We start from the raw sequence: 25104 nt of genomic DNA on the forward strand, positions 1-25104 counted from the left end.
AAACCTCAACACGCTATACTCCCGCTCTTTTTTCCGGAGCGACGTCATGTCCCTGCCTAGCCTGCGCCTCAAAGCCAACGCCGACCGTCGCCTGCGCAACGGCCACTTGTGGGTCTACAGCAACGAAATCGACGTGGCCGCCACGCCTCTGCACGGCTTCAAGGCCGGCGATCAGGCGGTGCTCGAAGCCGCTGGCGGCAAGCCGTTGGGCATCGTCGCCATGAGCCCGAACAACCTGATCTGCGCGCGCCTGCTGTCGCGCGACATCAAACTGGCACTCGACAAGTCGTTGCTGGTGCACCGTCTGAACGTCGCGCTGTCGTTGCGCGAGCGTCTGTTCGACAAGCCGTTCTATCGCCTGGTCTACGGCGACTCCGACCTGCTGCCGGGTCTGGTGGTCGATCGCTTCGGCGACATTCTTGTGGTGCAGATCGCCTCGGCGACCATGGAAGCGCACAAGGACGACGTGATCGCCGCGTTGACCCAGGTGCTCAAGCCAAGCGGCATTTTGTTCAAGAATGATTCCGCCGCCCGCGACGCCGAAGGCCTCAACCGTTATGTCGAAACCGTGTTCGGTCTGGTGCCGGAGTGGGTCGCGCTGGAAGAGAACGGCGTCAAGTTCGAAGCGCCGGTCATTCAAGGGCAGAAAACCGGCTGGTTTTACGATCACCGCATGAACCGCGCGCGCCTGGCACCTTACGCAAAGGGCAAACGCGTACTTGATCTCTATAGCTACATCGGTGGCTGGGGCGTGCAGGCCGCTGCGTTCGGCGCCAGCGAAGTGTTCTGCGTCGACGCCTCTGCATTCGCCCTCGACGGCGTCGAGCGCAATGCCGCGCTGAACGGCTTCGCTGACAAGATGACCTGCATCGAAGGCGACGTCTTCGAAGCCTTGAAGGAACTCAAAGCCAGCGAAGAGCGCTTCGACGTGATCGTTGCCGATCCGCCGGCCTTCATCAAACGCAAGAAAGACATGAAGAACGGCGAAGGCGCCTACCGTCGTCTCAACGAGCAAGCCATGCGCCTGCTGACCAAGGACGGCATTCTGGTCAGTGCTTCGTGCTCCATGCACCTGCCGGAAGACGATCTGCAGAACATCCTGCTGACCAGCGCCCGTCACCTGGACCGCAATATCCAGATGCTCGAGCGTGGCGGTCAGGGTCCGGATCATCCGGTGCATCCGGCCATCGCTGAAACCCGTTACATCAAAAGCATCACCTGCCGTCTGCTGCCCAACAGCTGATTGCGCTTGAACACCGGGGAGCCAATGAGCTCCCCGTTTTTTTTGCGCGCCCTCCCCCCGTTTTTTCACACTCGACATGAGTGTACTGCCCTCTTCCTACAACTTCTTTCTCGCTGCCTTGCAGGAAGTTTCGTCATGCCTGTCAATCATGGAAATTAAACCTACACAGTAAGCCTCCTGCAAAAGATCACTCCGACAAAATTACTGGAATATTCCTACTTAATATCCGCTTGCCAATATTCGATTACAAACTAATATGAAGTTGTCGCAACGAAGCGACTCAACTACCAACGAACAAGGAGTTCACATCATGAAAACCATTTATCTCGAAACAGACAAACTCGCCAACCTGGCCTTTCTGGTTGCAGCCACCGGCCGCTAAGTAAGCCTGGACGCCGGAGAGTGCCGGCACTCTGGCGTCCATCAGACTTTTTCCCGAGTGACCTGAGCCCATGTATATCAATCCTTTTCTTTTTATATTGCCGCGCCCGCCTGGACAAGTTGTCTGGAACTACAAGAACCACACTCAACACGAACTTGATCTTGATTACTCCCATCGCCTCGCCAGACTTATACACAACCCTGAATTATTTGATCCGAACAACATAATAGACACACAACTTCTGGACGCAGGAATTCTGACAACTTCCAAAATAGACAGCCCGAATTGGGGCTGGGATGAATTGTCGAAGATCTATCACATCGGCACACAAAACATACCTAGCGCACATACGCCTCGGAATATCCACGAGTGGTCCAGGCAATATCTGGCGCACTGCAGCGAAGTGCTGGCGAAGCCAGAACCTGCAGACACCCGGGCGCGGCGATCAGTGCAGCCCCTGATTACCCTGCCCGTACCGGGCGCCATTGATGATGACAGCCTGACTCAGGCCCTGATGAGGCGCAAAACCTGTCGTTCCTACACCGGTGCAGCGGTGACACTGGATGAGGTTGGCACGCTGCTGTATTTGACCCTCGGCTATCTTCCCCCACGCGACAATGCCCACGACGATCCGGTCGCACCGGGTCTCGAGGCACGCCGAAGCTGCCCGTCCGGCGGCGGACTGAACGCCTGTGAGGGATTTGTCCTGGCGCAAAATGTCAGCGGACTGGAACCCGGCATCTACGCCTATCACCCTGCCGAACACGCCCTGAGTCGGATCAATGCGCTGCCGGATCCGGAGCTGGGTCAATTGCTCGGCGGCCAGCATTTCATCAACAACCTGCCACTGGGCGTGTTCATCACTGCAAGGTTTGATCGTCTCTGGTGGAAGTACGAGCACTCGCGTGCCTATCGCATGGCCTTCATCGAAGCCGGTCATCTCTCGCAAACCTTTCAACTGGTAGCGACGACGCTGGGGTTGAACACCTGGTTGACCGGCGCATTTGCCGACGCACAGATTGAAACCCTGCTCGGCATCGCGGACAGCGCCGAGCAACCGTTGTTCTTCGTCGGCTGCGGACAAAGCGATGGCCAGGCCATGTGCCAGGAAATGCGTGATCTGCTCAGCGGAGCACAGTCATGATTCCCACGGCTATGGACGAAAGCGAAGCCCCGGTGTCATGGTCGCTCAAATTCACGCTTCCAGGCTGGGAGAACCGTGCATCGGTACGCAGCAGTGTCCACGACTATCGATTACCGGGCGATGTCGAGCAGCAATTGCAAACCCGCTACTGGTTACCCCCGGCCTTTGTGCCCTATCTGGCGCATCCGGCCATCCAGGCCAAAGGTCGCGAAACCCTGCACCGCCTTACCGCCAATCATCTGGTGTATTTCCTCGACTACACCACCCTGCTCGAACACCGCATCGTCAACCGCGCGGTGGAAGTCATCGTGCACCGCGAACTGCCCATTTATATACCGCTACCGATGAAACATGCGGCACTGCAGCTGTATACCGACGAGGGCTACCACGCGCTGTTTTCCAACCAGATTGCCGAGCAGATCGCTGCGCTCTACGGCATCACCCGGCGACCGGTCATTCCGAAGCGGATCAGCCGCATGAACGCTTTGATCGCGCGCACGCCGGAGAAAAACCGTGCATTGGCCTGGTTCCTGCTGGGATTTGTCTCGGAAACCATCATTGCCCGCGAGTTGCTGGAGGTCTGCCGCGACACGCTGGTATCCAGTGTGAGTGACATGTTGCGTGATCACCTTGCCGACGAAGCCCGGCACAGCCGCTATTTCGCCGAAGCCTTCCATTACTTCTGGATTGCGATGAACAGTCGTCAACGCCTGTTCGCCAGCAAGACCCTCGTGGAGATCATTTCCATCTTCTTCGAAGCAGATGAAGGCTGGCTGCAACAAAGCCTGCGTTCGGCCGGTATTGCCGAGATCGACGTGATGGAGATTGTCGGCGGCACGGCAACGGTGCAGGCCAACCGCGCTCGTGCACGCGTTGGCTGCAAACCTACGGTGGAGGCCTTGCACAAGGCGGGCTTCTTTGCATTGCCCCACAACCAGACACTTTTCGCCAAAGCAGGATTGATCGATGGATAAACACAGCCGTGTAGCTACCCGCCGGCAACAACGCGGTGCCGTCAGCCTGTTGTTGGCGATGATCCTGCTTGGCGTGTTTCCGCTGGATGTGCTGCTGCCTTCCTTTCCGGCATTGGCAGCTCACTTTGGCCGATCGTCTAACGACATCGCGCTGTCGATCAGTCTGTTTGCCGTGGGCATCGCATTTGCCCAGTTATTGATCGGCCCGCTGTCAGATGTGATCGGGCGCAAAGGTCTGCTGCTTGCCGGCATGAGCGTGTCGCTGCTCGGCGCACTGGGCTGCGTGCTGAGCAATGACTACACGCTGTTCCTGATTTTCCGGGTGATGCAGGCGCTGGGATGCGGTTGCTTCGTGCTGTCCCAGGCACTGGTGCAGGATCTGTTCGAAGGCAACGAGCGTGATCGCCTGCGGATCCTGATGGTCACCGCAACGGGCATCTTCATTTCGGTATCACCATTGGCGGGCACGTTTCTGCAAGCCACGCTCGGCTGGCGCGGCAGCTTCTGGGTCTTCATCGCCCTGGCCGCAGCAGTTCTGATCAAGACCTGGCGATTGCTCGATAACAGCCGTCCTCCTCATGATCCCACCCGCCTTGGCTTCATCCAGTCCTATCAGCGCGTCCTGGGCAATTTCGAATTTGTCGGCTGCTGGCTGATTTCCGCATTCGCTTTCGCTTGCCACTTTTCCTTCATAGTCATTTCCCCGCTGATCTTCATGGAGCAGCTGCAGATGGCACCTTACGATTTCGCCTTGATCCTGCTGATTTACGGCGCCGCCTATGTCTTTGGCGGCGTGCTCGCCAGCGTGCTGAACCGGCATATCAATGCGCAACAGCAGATTTTTACCGGGCTGAGTCTGATCCTGCTCTCGGGACTGGTAATGCTCTATCTGGCCGCCAACCATGATTTGTCAGCTGCGACTGTGCTGATTCCAATGCTCATCTGCACGGTGGGCACGACCATTTCCCGGCCACCGGCTACCTCCCGCGCCATGAGCCTGTTTGCCGAAAATGCCGGCGCATCGGCGTCTGCCGGCAGCACCATCATCTTTATCTGTGGCGGGCTGGTCAGCGCCTTGATCAGCCTCGGCCCGGCCAACCTGCAAGCGACGCTGGGCTACGGTTTCGTCCTGTTGAGCGGCATATCCCTGTTGCTCAACAGCGTGATTGGCCGCCGCGTCAGCAACCTGCGCAGCAACAGGTTGATGCCCGGAGGCGACCATTGACCCTGCCAGTCGTCATCCCGCGCACCGCATCAGCAAGTCAACGATGCTTTGCGCCATTCCCTCGCGACGCCAGCGGTGTAGAATCGCCTCATTCATCGCCATTCATCCCCGGCGGGTTTATGAGCTCAGGCTGAGACCAGCGGCGATCCCGCAACGTCATCGGCAGCTTCCGGACACACGGCCATTTTTCGGGTGTTTCAGAGGTCAACAGAAGCTCACTCCCCTTTAGTACGTGATTAGCCGCCCGGAGTGCTCCATGCCAGATTACCGCTCGAAAACATCCACCCACGGCCGCAACATGGCCGGCGCCCGCGCACTGTGGCGCGCCACCGGCATGAAAGATGACGACTTCAAGAAGCCGATCATTGCCATCGCCAACTCGTTCACCCAGTTCGTCCCGGGGCATGTGCACCTGAAGGACCTGGGTCAACTGGTCGCCCGCGAGATCGAACGCGCCGGTGGCGTGGCCAAGGAATTCAACACCATCGCCGTCGATGACGGCATCGCCATGGGCCACGACGGCATGCTGTATTCGCTGCCGAGTCGCGAGATCATCGCCGACTCCGTCGAGTACATGGTCAATGCCCACTGCGCCGACGCTATCGTGTGCATTTCCAACTGCGACAAGATCACCCCGGGCATGCTGATGGCCGCGCTGCGCCTGAACATTCCGGTGATCTTCGTTTCCGGCGGTCCGATGGAAGCGGGCAAGACCAAACTCGCCTCCCACGGCCTCGACCTCGTCGACGCCATGGTGATCGCCGCCGACTCCAGCGCTTCTGACGAGAAAGTCGCCGAGTACGAGCGTAGCGCCTGCCCGACCTGTGGTTCGTGCTCCGGCATGTTCACCGCCAACTCGATGAACTGTCTGACCGAAGCACTGGGTCTGGCCTTGCCGGGCAACGGTTCCACTCTGGCCACTCACAGCGACCGCGAACAGCTGTTCCTGCAGGCCGGTCGCACCATCGTCGAGCTGTGCAAGCGTTACTACGGCGAGAACGATGACTCCGTGCTGCCGCGCAACATCGCCAACTTCAAGGCGTTCGAGAACGCGATGATGCTCGACATCGCCATGGGCGGTTCGACCAACACCATCCTGCACTTGCTCGCAGCTGCCCAGGAAGCCGAGATCGATTTTGACCTGCGCGACATCGACCGTCTCTCGCGCAGCGTGCCGCAGCTGTGCAAAGTCGCACCGAACATCCAGAAGTACCACATGGAAGACGTGCACCGCGCCGGCGGCATTTTCAGCATCCTCGGTTCGCTGGCCCGTGGCGGCCTGCTGCACACCGACCTGCCGACCGTACACAGCCGCAGCATGGAAGAAGCCATCGCCAAGTGGGACATTACCCAGACCAGCGACGAAGCCGTGCATCACTTCTTCAAGGCAGGTCCTGCGGGCATTCCGACCCAGACCGCGTTCAGCCAGTCGACCCGCTGGGAAACCCTCGACGACGACCGTGAAAACGGCTGCATCCGCAGCTTCGAGCACGCCTATTCGAAAGAAGGCGGCCTCGCCGTGCTGTACGGCAACATCGCGCAGGACGGTTGCGTGGTGAAAACCGCCGGAGTCGATGAGTCGATCCACGTCTTCGAAGGCAACGCGAAAATTTTCGAAAGTCAGGACAGCGCCGTGCGCGGCATCCTCGCTGACGAAGTGAAGGAAGGCGACATCGTCATCATTCGCTACGAAGGCCCGAAAGGCGGCCCGGGCATGCAGGAAATGCTCTACCCGACGTCCTACCTGAAATCCAAAGGTCTGGGCAAAGCCTGTGCGCTGCTCACCGACGGGCGTTTCTCCGGCGGTACTTCCGGCCTGTCGATTGGTCACGCTTCGCCAGAAGCTGCGGCCGGCGGCGCGATTGGTCTGGTGCAGGATGGCGACAAGGTGCTGATCGACATTCCGAACCGCTCGATCAACCTGTTGGTCAGCGACGAAGAACTGGCGGCACGCCGTGCCGAGCAGGACAAGAAAGGCTGGAAACCGGTCGAGGTGCGTCCACGCAAAGTGACCACCGCGCTCAAGGCCTATGCCCTGCTGGCGACCAGTGCCGACAAGGGCGCGGTGCGTAACAAAGCGATGCTCGACGGGCTGTAACCGTCAAATCGTCGATGCAAAAATGCCCCGCCATGTGCGGGGCTGATCGTTCCCACGCTCTGCGTGGGAATGTCTCAAGGGACGCTCCGCGTCCAGTGACGCGGAGCGTCACGGGCTGCATTCCCACGCAGAGCGTGGGAACGATCCAAAACAAGATCAAAAGATCGTAACCTTCGGCAGCTCCTACATGCGATCGTGGCTTACTGGATGTCTTCCGGTTTGACGATCACCCAGTTCTTGTCCGCCGTCACCGGCAAGCCTTCCTTGGCCTGCGCCGCCGCGTGCCTGGCCATCATGCCGTTGATTTGCGTCATGTACTTGTCCTTGCGGTTGATCCACAAGTGAATGCCGCCCTTGGCCACATCGACATCGTGGAACAGCATGTAACCGTCGCTCGTCGGGGTATCGCCGCCGACCAGTACCGGTTTTTTCCATTCATCGATATAGGTCAGGATCGCTGCGTGCTTGCCGGCCATCCACGTTGCCGGGGTCCACAGGTACGGCGTCAGCTCCAGGCCGAGGTTGGCCTTCTCGTCATATTTGCCAGCAGTGATCTGTTTGCGCGCAGTGGTCAGCTCGCCGGTCTTCTGATCCTTGAGCAGCAGTGAAACGCCAATGACGTTCTGCGGTTTGACGTTGTAACCGTACTTGGGATCCGCCGCGACCATACGCACCAGTTCCTCGGAGGCGGCGGTCATCACGTAGACCTCGATGCCGTTCTCCATCAGCTTGTTGTACAGCTCCTGCTGGCCAGTGAAGATCTTCGGCGGATTGACATCGAGCTTCTTCACCACATCGCCTTCGTAATACGTCGCCGGCACCGGTTTGCCCGAAGCCATCAGCTCGTCAACGTAGCCCTTGAGTTCCTTGAGGGTGAAGCCAGAGAACACCTGCGCCACCCACGGGTAGCAGACCATGTCGTCGACTTCGCAGAGCCGGTAGTAATAACTGAACAGGCTTTCCTTGTGCTCGGCGGTGTCCTTGAAGGGCATCAGTTTCAGCGAGGGGTCGAGCTTGTCGCGGGTAATAAGGCCTTTGTTTTCCATGAACGGCAGCAAGGATTCTTCGAGGTCGTAGCGGTAACTGGTGTTGTCCATGTCGAACACCGCGTAATTACCCTTGTTGGCGTTGGCGGCAATCATCGCGTCCAGCGCCTTGGCCTGATCCGCCGGCCAATGCTTGAGGTCCGTGGCGAATACATGGCCGGCGAGGCCAGCCGCCAGTGCTACAGCCAACAACGTGCGTGCAATTCTCATAGCGCTACTCCCCGATGCAAAGAGTTCGACGCTAACAAATCAGTGTGACAACCCTCGCCTGTCAGCGACCGCCTGCGTCCCCTGCGCGCCAGATGCATTGCCGACAGCGACACGCGCTTATTCCAAAAACGACGGATGCCCAGCCATTTTGGTATTAAATCATTGCAAATCAAGCTGTTAGGCTTGCCGGTTCGCAGCAGCCCCGGATGGCTGTTGGCACAGTCTTTACTGGAGTTCTCATGAATCTACCGCTGATTCTCAACTTGCTGGTGTTCCTCGCCCTGCTCTTCGGTCTGGCGCAGACCCGCCACACCACCTGGAGCCTGGCGAAAAAAGTCCTGCTCGCACTGGTCCTCGGCGTGGCGTTCGGCGTCGCGCTGCACACGATTTACGGTGCTGGCAACCCGGTGCTGAAAGCCTCGATCGGCTGGTTCGATCTGGTCGGCAACGGTTACGTGCAGTTGCTGCAAATGATCGTGATCCCGCTGGTGTTCGCTTCGATCCTCAGCGCCGTCGCCCGCCTGCACAACGCCTCGTCGCTGGGCAAGATCAGTTTCCTGACCATCGGCACGCTGCTGTTTACCACCGCCATCGCAGCGCTGATCGGCATCGGCCTGACCAACCTGTTCGGCCTCAGCGCTGAAGGTCTGATCGCCGGCACTCAGGAAATGGCGCGCCTGCAAACCATTCAGAACGACTACGCCGGCAAGGTCGCCGACCTGAATGTGCCGCAATTGCTGCTGTCGTTCATTCCGCAGAACCCGTTCGCCGACCTGGCCCGGGCCAAGCCGACCTCGATCATCAGTGTGGTGATCTTCGCCGCGTTCCTCGGGGTTGCCGCGCTGCAACTGCTCAAGGACGACGTCGAGAAAGGTCAGAAAGTGATCAACGCCATCGACACCCTGCAAGCCTGGGTGATGCGTCTGGTGCGTCTGGTGATGAAGCTGACCCCGTACGGTGTGCTGGCGCTGATGACCAAAGTGGTCGCCGGTTCCAACCTGCAGGACATCATCAAGCTGGGCAGTTTCGTCGTGGTCTCGTATATCGGCCTGGGCCTGATGTTCGTCGTGCACGGCGTGCTGGTGTCGGCCGCCGGGATCAACCCGCTGCGCTTCTTCCGCAAGATCTGGCCGGTGCTGACCTTCGCCTTCACCAGCCGCTCCAGCGCGGCAACCATTCCGCTGAGCATCGAAGCGCAGACCCGTCGTCTGGGCATTCCGTCGTCAGTCGCCAGTTTCGCTGCCTCGTTCGGTGCGACCATCGGCCAGAACGGGTGTGCCGGCCTGTACCCGGCGATGTTGGCGGTGATGGTGGCACCAACGGTCGGCATCAACCCGCTGGATCCGCTGTGGATCGCGACGCTGGTAGCGATTGTCACGTTGAGTTCGGCCGGTGTCGCCGGAGTGGGTGGAGGCGCGACGTTCGCCGCACTGATCGTGCTGCCAGCGATGGGCCTGCCGGTGTCACTGGTGGCGTTGCTGATTTCGGTCGAGCCGCTGATCGATATGGGTCGCACCGCGTTGAACGTGAGTGGCTCGATTACCGCTGGGGCGATTACCAGTCAGGTCATGCAGCAGACTGATAAAGCGCTGCTGGATGCCGATGAACACGCAGAGTTGGCCCAGGCTTAAGCTTCTCAGCGACTGAGCGGGCCTCTTCGCGAGCAGGCTCGCTCCCACACTGAAATGCGTTCCCCTGTGGGAGCGAGCCTGCTCGCGAAGCTGTTAGGCTTTCTCCCAAACCTCAAAGCTATATGCAGGTTTATCGCCCTCTGCCGGATTCGGTACATCCGACACCAGCTTCCATTCGCTCAGATCAAACTCCGGAAACCACGCATCCCCTTCCGGGCTCAGCGCCACGCGGGTCAGGTACAGCCGATCGGCCTGCGCCAGTCCCTGCGCATACAACTGCGCGCCGCCAATCAGCATCAGTTCATCAACGCCCTGGGCTTTCGCCCATTCCTCGGCGCGCGCCACGGCGGCTTCCAGCGACGGATAGACCTCGGCGCCTTCGAGCTGCAGATCGGTCTGGCGGCTGACCACGATGTTCAAGCGCCCCGGCAATGGCCGACTGAGCGAATCCCAGGTCTTGCGACCCATGATGATCGGCTTGCCGAGCGTGGTCGCCTTGAAGTATTTGAAGTCCCCCGGCAGGTGCCAGGGCATGCTGTTGTCGACGCCGATCACGCGGTTTTCACCGAGGGCTGCGATCAGGCTGAGGGGCAGTGATTTAGTCATGCCGGCGAGGATACCAGAGCCGCGCTTACCCCGATAAGCGCCACAGCGGTTATGCTCAGCGCTCGATTTAGCGACGGGACGCCGCGTGACTGAACTGACTCCACTGCAAAACCTCTGGCTCACCGAAACCATCCGCCTGCGCGAAGAACACGCGGGGCCGCTGGATGACCTGGAAGCCAATCGTCTGGCCCGCGCCGCTGGTGGCGATCTGCCGAGCCGCATTGCGCGCCGGGCGCTATGGCTGGCCGAGCGTGACGGGCTGACCGCCGCCCTCAAGCACTGGCTGCAAGGCGCGCGCCTGGCGCTGGTGCTGTTGATGATTGTCGCCGTGCTCAGCGGCGCCGGCCTGGCATTCGCCGCACTTGGGCAGACGCCGGTGAATGTGTTCTGGGCGCTGGGCAGTCTGCTCGGGATCAATATGATTTTGCTGCTGAGCTGGGCGCTGGGCTTGATTTTCGCTGGCGAACACGGCGCCACCCTCGGGCGCTTGTGGCTGTGGCTCAGCGAAAAATTCGCTCGCGACACCAAAGCCGCGCAACTGGCGCCGGCCCTGCTGTTGCTGCTGCAACGCAAGAAACTCAACCGCTGGGCGCTCGGCGCGTTGGTCAATGGCCTGTGGCTGCTGGCGATGCTCAGCGCGTTGATTCTGCTGCTGACGCTGATGGCCACGCGGCGCTATGGCTTTGTCTGGGAAACCACGATCCTCGGCGCCGACACCTTTATCCATGTCACCCAGGCCCTTGGCTATCTGCCGGCGCTGCTCGGCTTCAATGTGCCGACCGAGGAAATGATCCGCGCCAGCGGCGACGGCGCACTGGATATTGAAAGCGCACGACAAGCCTGGGCGACCTGGCTGGTCGGCGTGCTGGTGGTCTACGGCGTGCTGCCGCGCCTGCTGCTCGCGCTGTTCTGCCTGTGGCGCTGGAACCGCGGCAAAGCTGCGCTGCGCCTGGATCTGAACCTGCCCGGCTACGCGCAACTGCGCGAAAGGCTGATGCCGACCAGCGAGCGCCTTGGTGTCAACGACCCGGAGCCGGCGCAACTGCATCGCGTCGAAAGCAACGTCGGCGAACTGGCCAGTGAAGGCGCGCTGCTGGTGGCGATTGAGTTGGACGAACAGCGTCCGTGGCCACCCGTGCTGCCGAAAAACGTCAGCAACGCGGGCATCCTCGACAGCCGCGAATCGCGGCACAAGCTGCTCGAACAACTCAGTCGCTTCCCGCCGGCGCGGCTGGCCATCGCCTGTGATCCGCGACGTTCGCCGGATCGCGGCAGCCTCGCGCTGATCGCCGAACTCGCGCGCAACGCCGGCGCCACTCGCATCTGGCTGCTGCAAGCGCCGCCTGGCGAAGCGCTGGACGGGCAACGTCTGGGTGACTGGCACGCGGCGCTGCAACAGCTGGAACTGCCATTCGCCGATTGCGCGCCGATGAACTGGCTGGAGAGCGGACATGACTGATGCACGCAAGGCCCCGCTGAAACTGGCAGTGGTTGGCCACACCAACGTCGGCAAGACCTCGCTGCTGCGCACGCTGACCCGTGACGTCGGCTTCGGCGAAGTCTCGCACCGGCCGAGCACCACCCGGCATGTCGAAGGCGCGCGGTTGTCGGTGGATGGCGAGCCGTTGCTCGATCTGTACGACACGCCGGGGCTGGAAGATGCGATCGCCCTGCTGGATTTTCTCGAGCGTCTGGAACGCCCCGGCGAACGCCTCGACGGCCCGGCACGATTGGCGCGGTTTCTCGACGGCAGCGAGGCGCGCCAGCGTTTCGAACAGGAAGCCAAGGTACTGCGACAACTGCTGGCCTCCGACGCTGGTCTGTATGTGATCGACGCCCGCGAACCGGTGCTGGCCAAGTACCGCGACGAACTGGAAGTGCTCGCCAGTTGTGGCAAACCGCTGCTGCCGGTGCTGAATTTCGTCAGCAGCGCCAACCATCGCGAACCCGATTGGCGTGAAGCGCTGGCGCGGTTGGGGCTGCATGCGTTGGTACGTTTCGACAGCGTCGCGCCGCCCGAGGATGGCGAGCGGCGCTTGTACGAGAGCCTCGCCCTGCTATTGGAAAACGCCCGGCCGCAACTGGAGCGGTTGATCGCCGACCAGCAGGCGCAGCGCCTCGCCCGTCAGCAAAGCGCCGCGCGCTTGATTGCCGAATTGCTGATCGACTGCGCTGCGTGCCGACGCAGTGTGGTCAGCGAAGCCGAGCAGGAACAGCAGGCGATCAGCGAACTGCGCAAAGCCGTACGTCAGCGTGAGCAGAAGTGCGTTGAGGCGCTGCTCAAGCTCTACGCGTTTCGCCCGCAGGACGCGGCGGCCAGTGACTTGCCGTTGCTCGACGGGCGCTGGGGCGATGATCTGTTCAACCCGGAAACCCTAAAGCAACTCGGCGTGCGCGTCGGCGGCGGCATTGCTGCCGGTGCAGCGGCCGGGGCTGGGGTGGATTTGCTGGTCGGCGGGATTACCCTTGGCGCGGCGGCACTGGCCGGCGCGATTGCCGGTGGCGCACTGCAAACCGCGCGCAGTTATGGCAGTCGCCTGCTCGGCAAGATCAAAGGCCAGCGGGAATTGACAGTGGATGACGCCGTGCTGCGCCTGTTGGCGTTGCGCCAGCGCCAGTTGCTGCTGGCCCTGGATCAGCGCGGGCATGCGGCGATGGACAGCATTCAGGTGGCCACGCCTCTGGACAAGACCTGGCGCGAAGGCAAGTTGCCGGAAGCGCTGAACAAGGCGCGCGCGCATCCGCAGTGGTCGTCGCTCAATCCGCAGGCGAAGTTGAATCAGGCGGAAAGGCAGGAGCAGGTTGAGGCGTTGGTTGATCGGGTGCTTGAGCTTTAGATCGCTACCCCCTCACCCCAGCCCTCTCCCGGAGGGAGAGGGGGCCGACTGTGTTGCTCTTGGGTCATACACCGACCTGAGATATCCAGTCGAACTCAGGTTTGAAAAGCATGGAGATCAGCTCCCTCTCCCTCCGGGAGAGGGCTGGGGTGAGGGCTGCAATCACTCAGCCGACAACAATTTCTCAGCCTTGCGCTTTAACACACTCAGATCCACCAGCGGCACTGCAACCTCCTTCGCCAACTCATCCCAACACCGCATGCGCAAACTCAGCGCACATAACGGATCAGCCGCAAACGTATCCGCCTCAGCCTCGCTCATTACCCCGCCCTGATATTCCAGGGTGCGCCGACTCGCCTCACTCAACCGCGCGTAATAGCCCGGCTCGCGTAAGGTCAGATAGCGTTTGGCCTGGACGTGATATTCCACCAGTCGCGCCAGCCGTTCGCTGAAACCTGCCTCACGCAGATAGTCGGCACCGAGCCGTTCATGGCTGACCACGCCATAACCGCCCATGTTTTCCGCGCCCTCGGCACACAAATGGCCGATGTCATGAAAGAACGCCGCCAGCACCACTTCATCGTCACAGCCTTCAGCCATGGCCAGTTCTGCGGCCTGGGACATGTGCTCGAGCTGCGACACCGGTTCGCCGATGTAATCGCTGGCGCCGAAGCGTTCATACAGGCCGAACACCCGGGCAATCACCTGTTCGTGATTCATGCCTCCTCCAGTAACTGCGCGATGTTGCGTTCGGCCAGCGCCGGGCCGACGCTCATGCCGACGCCGGTGTGCATCAGCGCCACGCTCAGGCCCGGTGCCGGACGCAGGAATGAAAACGGCCCTGGCCCCCGAGAACCATAGACGCCCTGCCAGCGTTCGACCACTTGCACCTGGCAGCCCAGCGTCTGCTCGGCGAGTTCGAGCATCCAGTTGTCGACCTGTTCGGCGTTGAACGGTGAAGCATCGCTGCCGTAATGATGCGAATCGCCGATGATCAACTCGCCATACGGCGTCGGACTGATCAGCAAGTGAATGCCGTTAGCGTGCAGGTGCGGTTGTTCACGGAGGATCTGCGCCTGCACCGCTGCGGCTTCCGGCAGATCGGCGAAAGCGCCGTAGTGCACGCAGCTCAGGCCGGTGAGCACGGCGTGTTGCAGATTGAGACCGGCCTGCGGTCTGGCGCGGAGCATTTGCAAACGACAGATCTGCGGATTGAGCGCGGCAATCGGCTCGGCCAGCAGGGTCTGATAATCGTGGCCGGAGCAGACGATGATCTGCTTGCCGGTAAAACTGCCGGCGGTGCTGTGCAGACGCCCCGGCTCGACGTCGCGCACCAGCGTGGAAAAGTGAAACTCGACGCCCAGATCTCGGCGCAAATAATCGATCAGCGCCGGAATCGCTTCGCGCGAGTACAACTGCTGATCATCGATACCGTGCAGCGCGGCGCGGTGATGGCTGAACTGGCCGCCATAGAGATCACGCAACGCCGCGCCGCGCAGCAGCTCGACGTTGTAGCCATGCTCGACCGCGCGGTCGGCGCAGAAGGCTTCGAGCAAGTATTCTTCGGCCGCGCTGCGGGCGAACAGGTATGAGCCGTTGCGCTTGATCTGCAGGCCGGCAAGTTGCGCCCAGTCGCCCCAGACCTCGCGGCTGGCCTTGGCCAGTTCGAGCATGATGCCGGGCGGCTGACCGGTCACCAGCGCCTGGCCGAAGTTGCGCACCGAAGCGCCGAGGGGCGTGGCGGTGCGTTCGAATACCGCAACTTTCAGGCCGCGTTTGGCAGCAGCATAGGCGTGGGACAGACCGAGGATGCCAGCGCCGATGATGAGCAGGTCTTTGGGTTGTGTCATGAAGAGGTGCTCTGAATGAGAAACCGCTTTCGCGAGCAGGCTCGCTCCCACAGGGGACAGCATTGCAACTGTGGGAGCGAGCCTGCTCGCGAAGAGGCCTTGTCAGTCGATAAAGATCTTACTTGGCGACAACTTTCTCGGACTTGCCGTCATACCGCTTGCGCCATTCAGCCAGGATCTCGTCGCGATTCTTTGAGGCCCAGGCAAAGTCGTTCTTGATCAGGCGCTGCTCATAGTCGGCTGGCAATTCGGTTTGCGGCTTGGCAATCCCCGGCTGCGCAAGAACAGCGAAGTTTTCCTTGTACAGATCCATCGCCTCGGCGCTGGCGGAGAAGTCAGCGAGCTTCTTCGCCGCTTCTTCGTGCGGCGTGCCTTTGATCACCGCTGTCGCTTCGATCTCCCAGCCCAGACCTTCCTTCGGCAGAATGATGTCCAGTGGCGCGCCCTGGCGTTTCAACTGTACGGCTGGATATTCAAAGGAAATCCCGATCGGAAACTCCCCCGCCGCCGCCAGTTTGCACGGCTTGGAACCGGAGTGAACGTACTGGCCGATGTTCTGGTGCAAGCCGTCCATGTAGGCCCAGCCCTGTTTCTCGCCGAAGGTTTGCAGCCAGGCGCTGACGTCGAGGAAACCGGTGCCGGACGACGCCGGATTGGGCATGACGATCTTGCCCTTGTACTCAGGCTTGGTCAGGTCCTGCCAACTGACCGGTTTGCTCAGCCCCTGCTTCTCGGCTTCGACGGTGTTGAAGCAAATGGTCGCGGCCCACACATCCATGCCGACCCAGGCTGGCGGGTTGGCGGCGTCGCGGTAATTCGCGCCGATCTTGGCCAGATCCTTCGGTGCATAGCTTTGCAGCATGCCTTGCTGATCGAGAATCGCCAGGCTCGACGCAGCCAGGCCCCACACCGCGTCAGCCTGCGGACGAGCCTTTTCGGCGAGTAGTTTGGCGGTGATGATCCCGGTGGAATCGCGCACCCACTTGATCTCGACGTCCGGGTTGGCCTTTTCGAAAGCGTCCTTGTAGGACTTCAACTGTTCGGCTTCGAGTGCGGTGTACACCGTCAACTCGGTTTTTGCCGCAAAGGCATTCAGGCTGAAAGTCGCGAGCACAGCAGCGGCCAGGGCCATAGGCTTGAACATGAGCGTTTTCCTGTAGATGAGTTGAACGGAGTTGCAATCAGTGACCGGGCGCGGTTTGCCGCCAGGCCTGGGAACGGCGCAGCAAACCGCGCGAAGCCCACGCCAGCAGCAAGGACACGCCGGCCGAAGTGAACAGAATCAGGGTCGACATCGCCGCCGCGCCGCCAACGTTGCCGGCATCGTCCATGTTCAGCACCGCCACCGCCGCGAGGATGGTGTCGGGGCTGTAGAGGAAGATCGCGGCGGAAACCGTGGTCATCGCCGAGACGAACAGGTAGCGCACGATGTCCAGCAGCGCCGGCAGGCAGATCGGCACAGTCACGCGCAGGTAATGCCGGTACAGCGGCGCCTTCAGCGACAGCGCCGCAGCCTCGAACTCAGCATCGAGCTGGCGCAGCGCGGTGGTCGCGGTCATTTGTGCGGTGGTCAGGTAGTGCGCAATGGTGCAGACGATCAGCAGCGTCATCGTCCCGTAGAGCACGTGCAGCGGATTGCCGCTGAGGTTGAAGAAGAAGACGTAACCCAGGCCCAGCACCAGCCCCGGCACCGCCATCGGCACGAAGCTGAGCATACGCAAAGCCAGGTTCAGCCCGCGCTGAGTGCGGGTTTTCTCCATCAGATAGGCGCCGGTAAAAATCAGCACACTGCCAATCAGCGCCGTGCCCAGCGCCATCTTCAGACTGTTGCCGTAGGCGAGCCAGCCACCGCCGGCGGTATCGTTGAACTGATAGTGGTTGAGCGACAGCGACAGGTTGTACGGCCAGAACTTCACCAGCGACGAAAACACCGCCATGCCGAACACCAGAATCAACGCCGCGCTGATCAGCAAAACAATGGCCAGATAGCAGCCGTCGCGCAGCTTGCACGGCAGCGGTTTGAACACCTGCGCGCGTCCGCTCATGGAGTCGCCATGGCGGCGACGCAACCAGGCATCGACACCGAAACTGAACAGCGCCGGCAGCAACAGCACCATGCCGATCAACGCGCCGCGACCGAATTGCTGCTGGCCGACCACGGCTTTGTAGGCTTCCAGCGCCAACACTTGATAGTCGCCACCGACCACCACCGGCACGCCGAAATCGGTGATGGTCAGGGTGAACACCAGACAGAACGCGGCGAACACCGCCTGACGGGTCGCCGGCCAGGTGATGCTGCGAAACGCCTTCGCAGGGCTGGCGCCCATGCTCGATGCGGCATCGAAAAGCCGCGCATCGGCCAGCGACAATGCCGAGAGCAAAATCATCAGCGCATGGGGAAAGGTGTAGATCACCTCGCCCAGCACAATGCCCCAGAACCCGTAGATATTGTCCGAGAGCAACCCACGCAGCATGCCCTGATTGCCGAACAGATAGACCAGCGCAATCCCCGGCAGCATCGACGGCGCCATCAGCGGCAGCAGGGAGATCCCGCGCCAGATGCCTTTGCCCGGAATCAGCGTGCGTTGCAGCGCGTAGGCAAACAGGTAGGCCAGCGGTACGACAATGGCCGCAACGCTGAGGGACACTTTCAGGCTGTTGCCGAGCAACCAATGGAAATTGGCACTGGTCACCAACTCTTTCGCCGCGAGCCAGCCACCGCCCTGCCCGGCGTCATTGCTGAAGCCGCGCCAGAAGATCGCCAACAACGGCAGCAGCACCGCGAGGCCGAGCAACACCAGCAGAACGACTTTGCCGCCGACCACGAACAGGCGATCGCCGATCTCGGCTTTCGAAGACTGTCGCACCTGCTTGTGCGGTAGCGGCAGCGCGAGGTTGCTGTTCATCAGGCGAACACCTGCAAACTGCGCGGCGGCAAGGCGACCATGATCTGCTGGGCGCCGAGGCGCGGCATGGCTTCTGGCGCGATTTCGGCGAGCAGTGCGTGGCCCGGCAATTGATCAAGTTCGAAGCTCATCCGGCAGCGATTGCCGAGGAAAGTGATTTCGCGAACCCTGGCCGGGAACAGGTTTTCTTCGTGCACCAGCGGATTGACGTTGATCGCCTCCGGGCGGCAGAACAGTCGACCCGAAGCGCCGTGTACGCTGCCCTCGGCCAGGCGCAGATTCATCCCGCCGACCTGGGCGTGACTATCGCTGCTGCGCTGGAACGGCAGCCAGTTGCCCTGGCCGACAAACTCGGCCACGAACGGCGTGGCTGGACGGTTGTAGATTTCCTGCGGCGTGGCGTACTGCTCGACGCGGCCGTTATTCATGACCGCGATGCGATCGGCCATCAGCATCGCTTCGTCCTGATTGTGCGTGACCATCAGCGTGGTGATGCCGAGGTTGCGTTGCAGCTGACGCAGCTCAGTGCACAGATGCTCGCGCACCCGCGCGTCGAGAGCCGACATCGGTTCATCCAGCAACAGCAGCGACGGTGCCGGCGCCAATGCGCGAGCCAGCGCGACCCGCTGTTGCTGACCGCCGGACAGTTGGCCGGGGTATTTTTTCTCACTGCCAGTGAGGCCGACCAGTTCCAGCATCTGGCCGACACGCCGGCGCACTTCATCGCGACCGCTGCCGGCGAGGCCGTAGGCAATGTTCGCCTCGACCGTCAGATTCGGGAACAGCGCGTAGGACTGGAACAGAATCCCGTAATCCCGTGCTTGCGGGGCGAGGTGCGAGACATCGCGATCGCCCAGGTACAGCTCGCCACTGTCCTGCTGCTCCAGCCCGGCGATGCAGCGCAACAACGTGGTCTTGCCACAGCCCGACGGGCCGAGCAGACACACCAGTTCGCCGGCGGCGACATCAAGGGAGACGTTATCCAGCGCAGTGAACGCACCGAAACGCTTGTGCACGCCGCGCACTTTCATCGGCGCGCCGGGGTTGGTCAGGGCAGTTGCGATGGCAGGATTCATGGACGGACCTCAGCAAACGGATGAGGCCAATCCTAGAGTTGTAATGCGTCCGTCATGTGGCAGCGAGGCAAAAACGGCTGATAGTGGTATTCGGGGATTTTGGTTCAGATTGTGTTTTGCCTGGGCTGACGCCTTCGCGAGCAGGCTCGCTCCCACAGGGGATCGTGTTCACAACCCAAATCCAATGTGGGAGCGAGCCTGCTCGCGAAGAGGCCTTCTCAGACATTGAAGGTCTCATGCCGGAGACATCTCTTGTGCCAAGCCGAGGAACGCCGCCGGCAGACGCGCACCCTTGCGCTCTTTGAGGCAATACAGATACTCCGGAATCTGCGGCGCATTCTCGATGGTCAGCACGCGCAATTGCGGATCATGCGGCACTTCCTGCCGGGCAATGATGCTGATGCCGATATTGCGCAGCACCGCTTCGCGGATCGACTCGCGGCTGCCGATTTCCAACAGCGGTCCGAAGCTCACTCCGGCGCTGGCCAGCAACTCTTCGGTCAACCGCCGCGTGGTCGAACCCGGCTCGCGCATCAACAACGTATGCCCGGCCAGCGCGTTCAGCCTCACATGCTCCAACGAGGCCAACGGATGATTGCGATGCACCGCCAGCACCAGCGGATCGGTGCCGAGTACCCGGCGAATCAACCGCGCATCGTCGAGCAGCTGTGACGACGCCGCGACATCCACGCGGTAATCCTCCAGCGCTTCCAGCACTTGCTGCGAATTGCCGATCTCCACCGACACTTCCACCTGCGGCAAACGCTCGCGGAAGGTCTTCACCAGATCGAGGATGTAATAGGGCGCCGTCGCGGCAATGCGCAGCGTGCCCTGCACCTGGCCGCTGTTGCGCAGGAAAAACTCGATGTCGGCCTCTTGCTGCAACAGGGTCTTGACCATCGGCAGCAAGCGCGCGCCTTCGTCACTGACGCTTAAACGGCGCCCGCCCCGGTAGAACAGTTCCACCGAATACTGACTTTCCAGATTGCGGATCTGCGTGGTCACGGTCGGTTGGCTGAGGCCGAGTTTTTTCGCCGCCAGCGTAATGCTGCCCAAGCGGGCGACCATGTAAAACGCTTTCAGCTCGGCACTCAGCACAGTCTTTCCTCATCTATTTGCGCAGCAGGCGCAAACCGTTGAACACCACCAGCAGGCTCACACCCATATCGGCAAACACCGCCATCCACATGGTGGCGAGCCCGGCAAAGGTTACCGCAAGAAAGATCGCCTTGATCACCAGCGCCAGTGCGATGTTCTGTTTCAGGATGCTGGCGGTGTTGCGCGACAGGCTGATGAATGCGGGGATCTTGCGCAGATCGTCGTCCATCAGTGCGACATCGGCGGTTTCGATCGCGGTGTCGGTGCCGGCGGCGGCCATGGCGAAACCGATCTCGGCGCGGGCCAGTGCCGGGGCGTCGTTGATGCCATCGCCGACCATACCGACCCGGTGGCCCAGCTTGTACAAATCTTCAATCGCTTGCAGCTTGTCGGTCGGCAGCAAATCGCCGCGCGCCTCGTCGATGCCGACCTGGGCGGCAATCGCTTGCGCGGTGTGGACGTTGTCGCCGGTCAGCATCAGGGTTTTCACGCCGAGTTCATGCAACTGACGAATCGCTTCGCGGCTGGTTTCCTTGACCGTGTCGGCCACGGCGAACAGCGCCAGCGGGCCTGATTTGTCGAGCAGCAACACCACGGATTTGCCCTGCTTTTCCAGGGCGAACAGCTTCTCTTCCAGCTGCGGTGAGCACAGGCCAAGCTCTTCGACCAGACGATGGTTGCCCAAGTGATAAGTCTGGCCGTTGATGTCGCCTTTGACGCCCCGCCCGCCCAGCGCGGCGAAGTTATCCACAGTCAGCGCGGCGAGGTTTTTATCCACAGCGGCGTTGGCGATGGCCAACGACACCGGGTGATCGGAGCGCCCGGCCAGCGCGGCGGCGATTGCCGGTGCGCTGGCATCGGCCGTCGGGTCGAGTGACAGGTAATCGGTCTGTACCGGTTTGCCGTGGGTGATCGTGCCGGTCTTGTCCAGCGCCAGATAATCGAGCTTGAAGCCGCCCTCCAGATACACGCCGCCCTTGACCAGAATGCCCTTGCGCGCCGCCGCCGCGAGGCCACTGACGATGGTCACCGGGGTGGAAATCACCAGTGCGCACGGACAAGCCACCACCAGCAGCACCAGCGCGCGGTAGATCCAGTCGAACCACGCCGCGCCCATGAACAACGGCGGGATGATCGCCACGGCCAAGGCGAAGACGAAGACCGCCGGGGTGTAGATTTTCGAGAATTGATCAACGAAGCGCTGAGTCGGCGCCCGCGCGCCCTGGGCCTGTTCGACGGCGTGAATGATCCGCGCCAGGGTCGAATTGTTCGCCGCAGCGGTCACCGTATATTCCAGCGAACCGGCCTGATTGATGGTGCCAGCGAAGACTTTGTCACCGACGGTTTTTTCCACCGGCAGGCTTTCGCCGGTGATCGGCGCCTGGTCGATGGTCGAGCTGCCGTTGACCACCGCGCCGTCCAGCGCGATGCGCTCGCCGGGTTTCACCCGCACGCGGGCGCCGAGATCGACGCTTTTCACCTCTTGTTCGCGCCAGTTGCCGTCAGCCTGCAATACCGTGGCCTGCTCCGGGGTCATCTGCATCAAGCCGCTGATCGCATTGCGTGCACGATCCAGCGAGCGCGCCTCAATCAGCTCGGCGACGGTGAACAGGAACATCACCATCGCCGCTTCCGGCCACTGGCCGATGAGGATCGCGCCCGTCACGGCGATGCTCATCAGCGCATTGATGTTGAGATTGCGGTTCTTCAGGGCGATCCAGCCCTTTTTATAAGTGCCGAGGCCGCCGCTGAGGATCGACACCAGCGCAACGACTGCCACCACCCAGTCCGGCGCGGCGCTGGTGAAATGAATGACTTCGGCGCCCAGCGCGGTCAAGCCGGACAGCGCCAATGGCCACCAGTGTTTTTTCACCGCTGCCGGTACTGGCGCGTCGACACCCGCCTCGAGCGGCTCGGCGTGCATGCCGAGGGACTTGATCGCTTCGGTGATCGGCTCGGTGCCCGGCAGATTGTGGGTCACGCCAAGTACGCGGTTGATCAGGTTGAATTCCAGCTGCTGCACGCCGGCCAGTTTACCCAGTTTGTTCTGGATCAGCGTCTGCTCGGTCGGGCAGTCCATCGCCTCGATGCGGAAGCTGCTCAGGCGCGCGTCGGCGCTGGTCTTTTCGCTCAGTTGCACCCGCGCAGGTGCGGCGGCTTTTGACGAGCAGCAGGAATCGCCGCCATGCGCATGTTTATGCACGGGCTGCAATTTATGACTGTGATCGTGACCGTCGCCGGGCTTGTGGGTGTGCAGGGAATCGCTCATTGGTCGCGTCCATGAAGGTGCCTGTTGCCAAGTAAAGACCCTGTAGCCACTATAGGGTCAAGCACCCTTTTGGAGATGGCGGTCATGAAGATCGGCGAACTGGCGAAACTCACCGACTGTGCGGTTGAAACCATCCGCTACTACGAGCGCGAAAACCTCCTGCCGGAACCGGCGCGCAGCGACGGCAACTACCGCGTCTACACCCAGGCCCACGCCGAGCGCCTGACCTTCATCCGCAACTGCCGCACCCTCGACATGACCCTCGAAGAAATCCGCAGCCTGCTCGCCCTGCGCGACAGCCCGCAGGATCAGTGCGAGAGCGTCAATGCGCTGATCGACGAACATATTCAGCACGTGAAGGCGCGGATTGATGGGTTATTGGCGTTGCAGACACAACTGCTCGACCTGCGCCAACGCTGTGGCGAAGGGCCGGAGGCGGATCAATGCGGGATCTTGCAGCGGCTGGAGGTGAGTGGCGGGGTTGTCGCGACCGAAGTTGAGCATTCCCACGTCGGCCGTAGCCACGGCCACTAAGCACACCGCAAAAACAAATGTGGGAGCGAGCCTGCTCGCGAGAGCGGTGTATCAGTCGACACATCTGTGACTGACACGCCCTCTTCGCGAGCAGGCTCGCTCCCACAGGGATATTGCGGTGTGGTTTAGACCGCCATCGGCGCGGTCATTGGTGGGTGGTGCTCGTAGCCTTCCAGCGAGAAATCGCTCGGTTCCACCAGCTCCAGCCACTCCGGCTGATATACACCAGTCTTGGCAAACTCCGGCACGCGGTCGGAGATTTTCAGTTTCGGCATGGCAAACGGCTCGCGCTTGAGCTGTTCGTTGAGCATGTCCAGGTGGTTTTCGTAGACGTGCGCATCGCCGATGAAATAGGTGAACCAGCGCGGCGTGTAACCGGTCAGGCGACCGATCAGGCTCAGCAGTGCGGCGCCTTCGGTAAGGTTGAACGGCGTGCCCAGGCCCAGATCGTTGGAACGGATGTAGAGGGTCAGAGAAATCTCTTTGGTCTCGACATTCGGGTGGAACTGGTACAGCAGGTGGCATGGCGGCAGGGCCATTTCATCGAGCTGGGCGACGTTCCAGCCGTGGAACAGAATGCGGCGGCTGCCCGGATCCTTGATGATCGTGTCGACGCACTGGCGTACCTGGTCGATCGCCTTGTACAGCACGACGTAGGCCTGGCCGTCTTCTTCGCCCTGAGCGATCTGCTTGTAGCCGTTGCTCAGGGTCTGTTCGATGGCAGCGGTGTTGCTCAGCGGGATCTGCTTGTACGCCGGCCACTTGCGCCATTGCACGCCGTAGATTTCACCGAGGTCGTCGTCGCCCTGACGGAACGGGTTGGCCAGCCACTGCGCGTTTTCGTTGGCGTTCTGGTCCCAGACCTTGCAGCCCAGCGCGCGGAATTCAGCGGCGTTGTTCACGCCACGCAGAAAGCCGCACATCTCGCCGATGGCCGATTTGAAGGCCATTTTGCGCGTGGTGATCGCCGGGAAGCCTTCCTGCAGATCGAAACGCAGCATCGCTCCCGGGAAACTGATGGTGTTGATACCGGTGCGGTTGGCCTGTTTGGTGCCGTTCTGAATGACGTGCGAGACCAGTTCGAGATATTGCTTCATGAGGTACCTGTGTCCTTGGAGCCCCGGCGTCGCGCGCCGGGGTTCGTAGTTTAAGCCGTCGGCGCGAGCGGCGCTGCCGGGGCGCGACGATAGGCCAGCCAGATCAGCAACAGCCCGCCGACAATCATCGGCACGCAGAGCACCTGACCCATGGTCAGCCAGTTCCACGCCAAGTAGCCGAGCTGAGCATCCGGGACGCGGACGAACTCGACGATGAAACGGAAGATGCCGTAGAACAGCGCGAACATGCCGGAGACCGCCATGGTCGGGCGCGGTTTGCGCGAGAAGATCCACAGGATCAGGAACAGCGCCACGCCTTCGAGGGCGAACTGATACAGCTGCGACGGGTGGCGCGGCAACTGCGCCGGATCGCTGAACGGCGGGAACACCATTGCCCACGGCACGTCGGTGGCCTTGCCCCACAACTCGGCGTTGATGAAGTTGCCGATGCGCCCGGCGCCCAAGCCGATCGGCACCATCGGCGCGACGAAGTCCATCAGCTGGAAGAACGACTTGCCATTGCGCTTGCCGAACCACAAGGCCGCGAGCATCACGCCGATGAATCCGCCGTGGAACGACATGCCGCCCTTCCACACTTCGAAAATCAGCGTCGGGTTGGCCAGGTACGCGCTCAGGTCATAGAACAGCACGTAACCCAGACGGCCGCCAACGATCACGCCCATCGATAGCCAGAACACCAGATCGGAGAGTTTCTCCTTGGTCCAGGTCGGGTCGAAGCGGTTGAGCCGGCGCGACGCCAACAGCCACGCGCCGCCGATGCCGATCAGGTACATCAGACCGTACCAGTGGATTTTCAGCGGACCGATGGCCAGGGCCACCGGGTCGATCTGCGGGTAAGGCAGCATTGCGACTCCTTG

The 25104-nt window shown here is 61.4% G+C and carries 20 protein-coding genes; 9 read left to right on the plus strand and 11 right to left on the minus strand.

The features are described 5' to 3' along the window. Positions 1-46: 46 nt before the first annotated feature. From AB4N85_RS20095 to ilvD, 5 genes are all read left to right on the plus strand, one after another. Positions 47-1243, plus strand: coding sequence for a class I SAM-dependent rRNA methyltransferase (locus tag AB4N85_RS20095; RefSeq protein ID WP_016772700.1), 1197 nt, complete (start codon positions 47-49; stop codon positions 1241-1243). A 452-nt stretch (positions 1244-1695) separates the two neighbouring features. After that, complete coding sequence (locus tag AB4N85_RS20100) at positions 1696-2769, plus strand: SagB family peptide dehydrogenase (RefSeq protein ID WP_056786314.1); 1074 nt, start codon at positions 1696-1698, stop codon at positions 2767-2769. Beyond that, a complete protein-coding gene (locus tag AB4N85_RS20105; protein WP_095181321.1) occupies positions 2766-3743 on the plus strand; it encodes a diiron oxygenase in 978 nt (325 codons plus the stop codon). The genes AB4N85_RS20100 and AB4N85_RS20105 overlap by 4 nt, the downstream gene beginning before the upstream one ends. Next, positions 3736-4968, plus strand: coding sequence for an MFS transporter (locus AB4N85_RS20110; RefSeq protein WP_252868430.1), 1233 nt, complete (start codon positions 3736-3738; stop codon positions 4966-4968). Before AB4N85_RS20105 ends, AB4N85_RS20110 begins: the two co-directional genes overlap by 8 nt. Before the next feature lie 256 nt (positions 4969-5224). Beyond that, the gene (gene ilvD / locus AB4N85_RS20115; RefSeq protein WP_024014684.1) at positions 5225-7066 is read left to right on the plus strand and encodes a dihydroxy-acid dehydratase; all 1842 of its coding nucleotides are present in this window, start codon (positions 5225-5227) and stop codon (positions 7064-7066) included. A gap of 200 nt (positions 7067-7266) precedes the next feature. Here the strand turns inward: ilvD and AB4N85_RS20120 are convergent, their stop codons facing one another. Next, on the minus strand, positions 7267-8322 hold the full coding sequence (locus AB4N85_RS20120; RefSeq protein WP_252868431.1) for an HAD family hydrolase: 1056 nt from the start codon (positions 8320-8322) through the stop codon (positions 7267-7269). 239 nt (positions 8323-8561) lie between these two features. Here AB4N85_RS20120 and AB4N85_RS20125 point away from each other — a divergent pair, with 239 nt between their 5' ends. Further along, on the plus strand, positions 8562-9953 hold the full coding sequence (locus AB4N85_RS20125) for an L-cystine transporter (RefSeq protein ID WP_150636952.1): 1392 nt from the start codon (positions 8562-8564) through the stop codon (positions 9951-9953). Between the two features lie 93 nt (positions 9954-10046). Here AB4N85_RS20125 and AB4N85_RS20130 read toward each other — a convergent pair whose 3' ends face one another. Beyond that, positions 10047-10559 carry a dihydrofolate reductase gene (locus tag AB4N85_RS20130; RefSeq protein ID WP_252868432.1) on the minus strand — a complete coding sequence of 171 codons (513 nt, stop codon included), beginning with the start codon at positions 10557-10559 and terminating at the stop codon, positions 10047-10049. 85 nt (positions 10560-10644) lie between these two features. On the opposite strand from AB4N85_RS20130, the gene AB4N85_RS20135 reads away from it, so the two are divergent. Further along, positions 10645-12018, plus strand: coding sequence for a DUF2868 domain-containing protein (locus AB4N85_RS20135; protein ID WP_252868433.1), 1374 nt, complete (start codon positions 10645-10647; stop codon positions 12016-12018). Further along, complete coding sequence (locus AB4N85_RS20140) at positions 12011-13396, plus strand: GTPase/DUF3482 domain-containing protein (protein ID WP_095181316.1); 1386 nt, start codon at positions 12011-12013, stop codon at positions 13394-13396. Before AB4N85_RS20135 ends, AB4N85_RS20140 begins: the two co-directional genes overlap by 8 nt. Positions 13397-13558: 162 nt before the next feature. Here the strand turns inward: AB4N85_RS20140 and AB4N85_RS20145 are convergent, their stop codons facing one another. The 7 genes from AB4N85_RS20145 to AB4N85_RS20175 form a co-directional block, all read right to left on the minus strand. Beyond that, the gene (locus tag AB4N85_RS20145; protein WP_095181315.1) at positions 13559-14116 is read right to left on the minus strand and encodes a phosphonate degradation HD-domain oxygenase; all 558 of its coding nucleotides are present in this window, start codon (positions 14114-14116) and stop codon (positions 13559-13561) included. Continuing rightward, positions 14113-15246, minus strand: a complete 1134-nt coding sequence (locus AB4N85_RS20150; RefSeq protein ID WP_252868434.1) for a TIGR03364 family FAD-dependent oxidoreductase — start codon at positions 15244-15246, stop codon at positions 14113-14115. The genes AB4N85_RS20145 and AB4N85_RS20150 overlap by 4 nt, the downstream gene beginning before the upstream one ends. Before the next feature lie 118 nt (positions 15247-15364). Continuing rightward, a complete protein-coding gene (locus tag AB4N85_RS20155) occupies positions 15365-16390 on the minus strand; it encodes a putative 2-aminoethylphosphonate ABC transporter substrate-binding protein (protein WP_122698613.1) in 1026 nt (341 codons plus the stop codon). 37 nt (positions 16391-16427) lie between these two features. Next, entirely contained in the window at positions 16428-18152 is a 1725-nt protein-coding gene (locus tag AB4N85_RS20160; protein ID WP_041476848.1) for a putative 2-aminoethylphosphonate ABC transporter permease subunit, read from the minus strand. Then, positions 18152-19228, minus strand: coding sequence for a putative 2-aminoethylphosphonate ABC transporter ATP-binding protein (locus AB4N85_RS20165; protein WP_252868435.1), 1077 nt, complete (start codon positions 19226-19228; stop codon positions 18152-18154). Before AB4N85_RS20165 ends, AB4N85_RS20160 begins: the two co-directional genes overlap by 1 nt. A 234-nt stretch (positions 19229-19462) precedes the next feature. Next, positions 19463-20326: a LysR family transcriptional regulator gene (locus tag AB4N85_RS20170; RefSeq protein ID WP_150636962.1), complete on the minus strand. Its 864-nt coding sequence runs from the start codon at positions 20324-20326 to the stop codon at positions 19463-19465. A gap of 13 nt (positions 20327-20339) precedes the next feature. Then, complete coding sequence (locus tag AB4N85_RS20175; RefSeq protein ID WP_460065629.1) at positions 20340-22595, minus strand: heavy metal translocating P-type ATPase; 2256 nt, start codon at positions 22593-22595, stop codon at positions 20340-20342. 84 nt (positions 22596-22679) lie between these two features. On the opposite strand from AB4N85_RS20175, the gene cadR reads away from it, so the two are divergent. Beyond that, a complete protein-coding gene (gene cadR, locus AB4N85_RS20180; protein WP_016772685.1) occupies positions 22680-23129 on the plus strand; it encodes a Cd(II)/Pb(II)-responsive transcriptional regulator in 450 nt (149 codons plus the stop codon). A gap of 125 nt (positions 23130-23254) precedes the next feature. On the opposite strand, the gene AB4N85_RS20185 is transcribed toward cadR, so the two are convergent. Together AB4N85_RS20185 and lgt are read right to left on the minus strand one after the other, a co-directional pair. Then, positions 23255-24226 (minus strand): thymidylate synthase, encoded by a 972-nt coding sequence (locus AB4N85_RS20185; RefSeq protein ID WP_076564469.1) that lies wholly within the window; start codon positions 24224-24226, stop codon positions 23255-23257. Between the two features lie 50 nt (positions 24227-24276). Next, positions 24277-25092: a prolipoprotein diacylglyceryl transferase gene (lgt, locus tag AB4N85_RS20190; protein ID WP_016772683.1), complete on the minus strand. Its 816-nt coding sequence runs from the start codon at positions 25090-25092 to the stop codon at positions 24277-24279. Positions 25093-25104: the final 12 nt, after the last annotated feature.

The organism is Pseudomonas sp. H1_G08, from assembly GCF_054681355.1.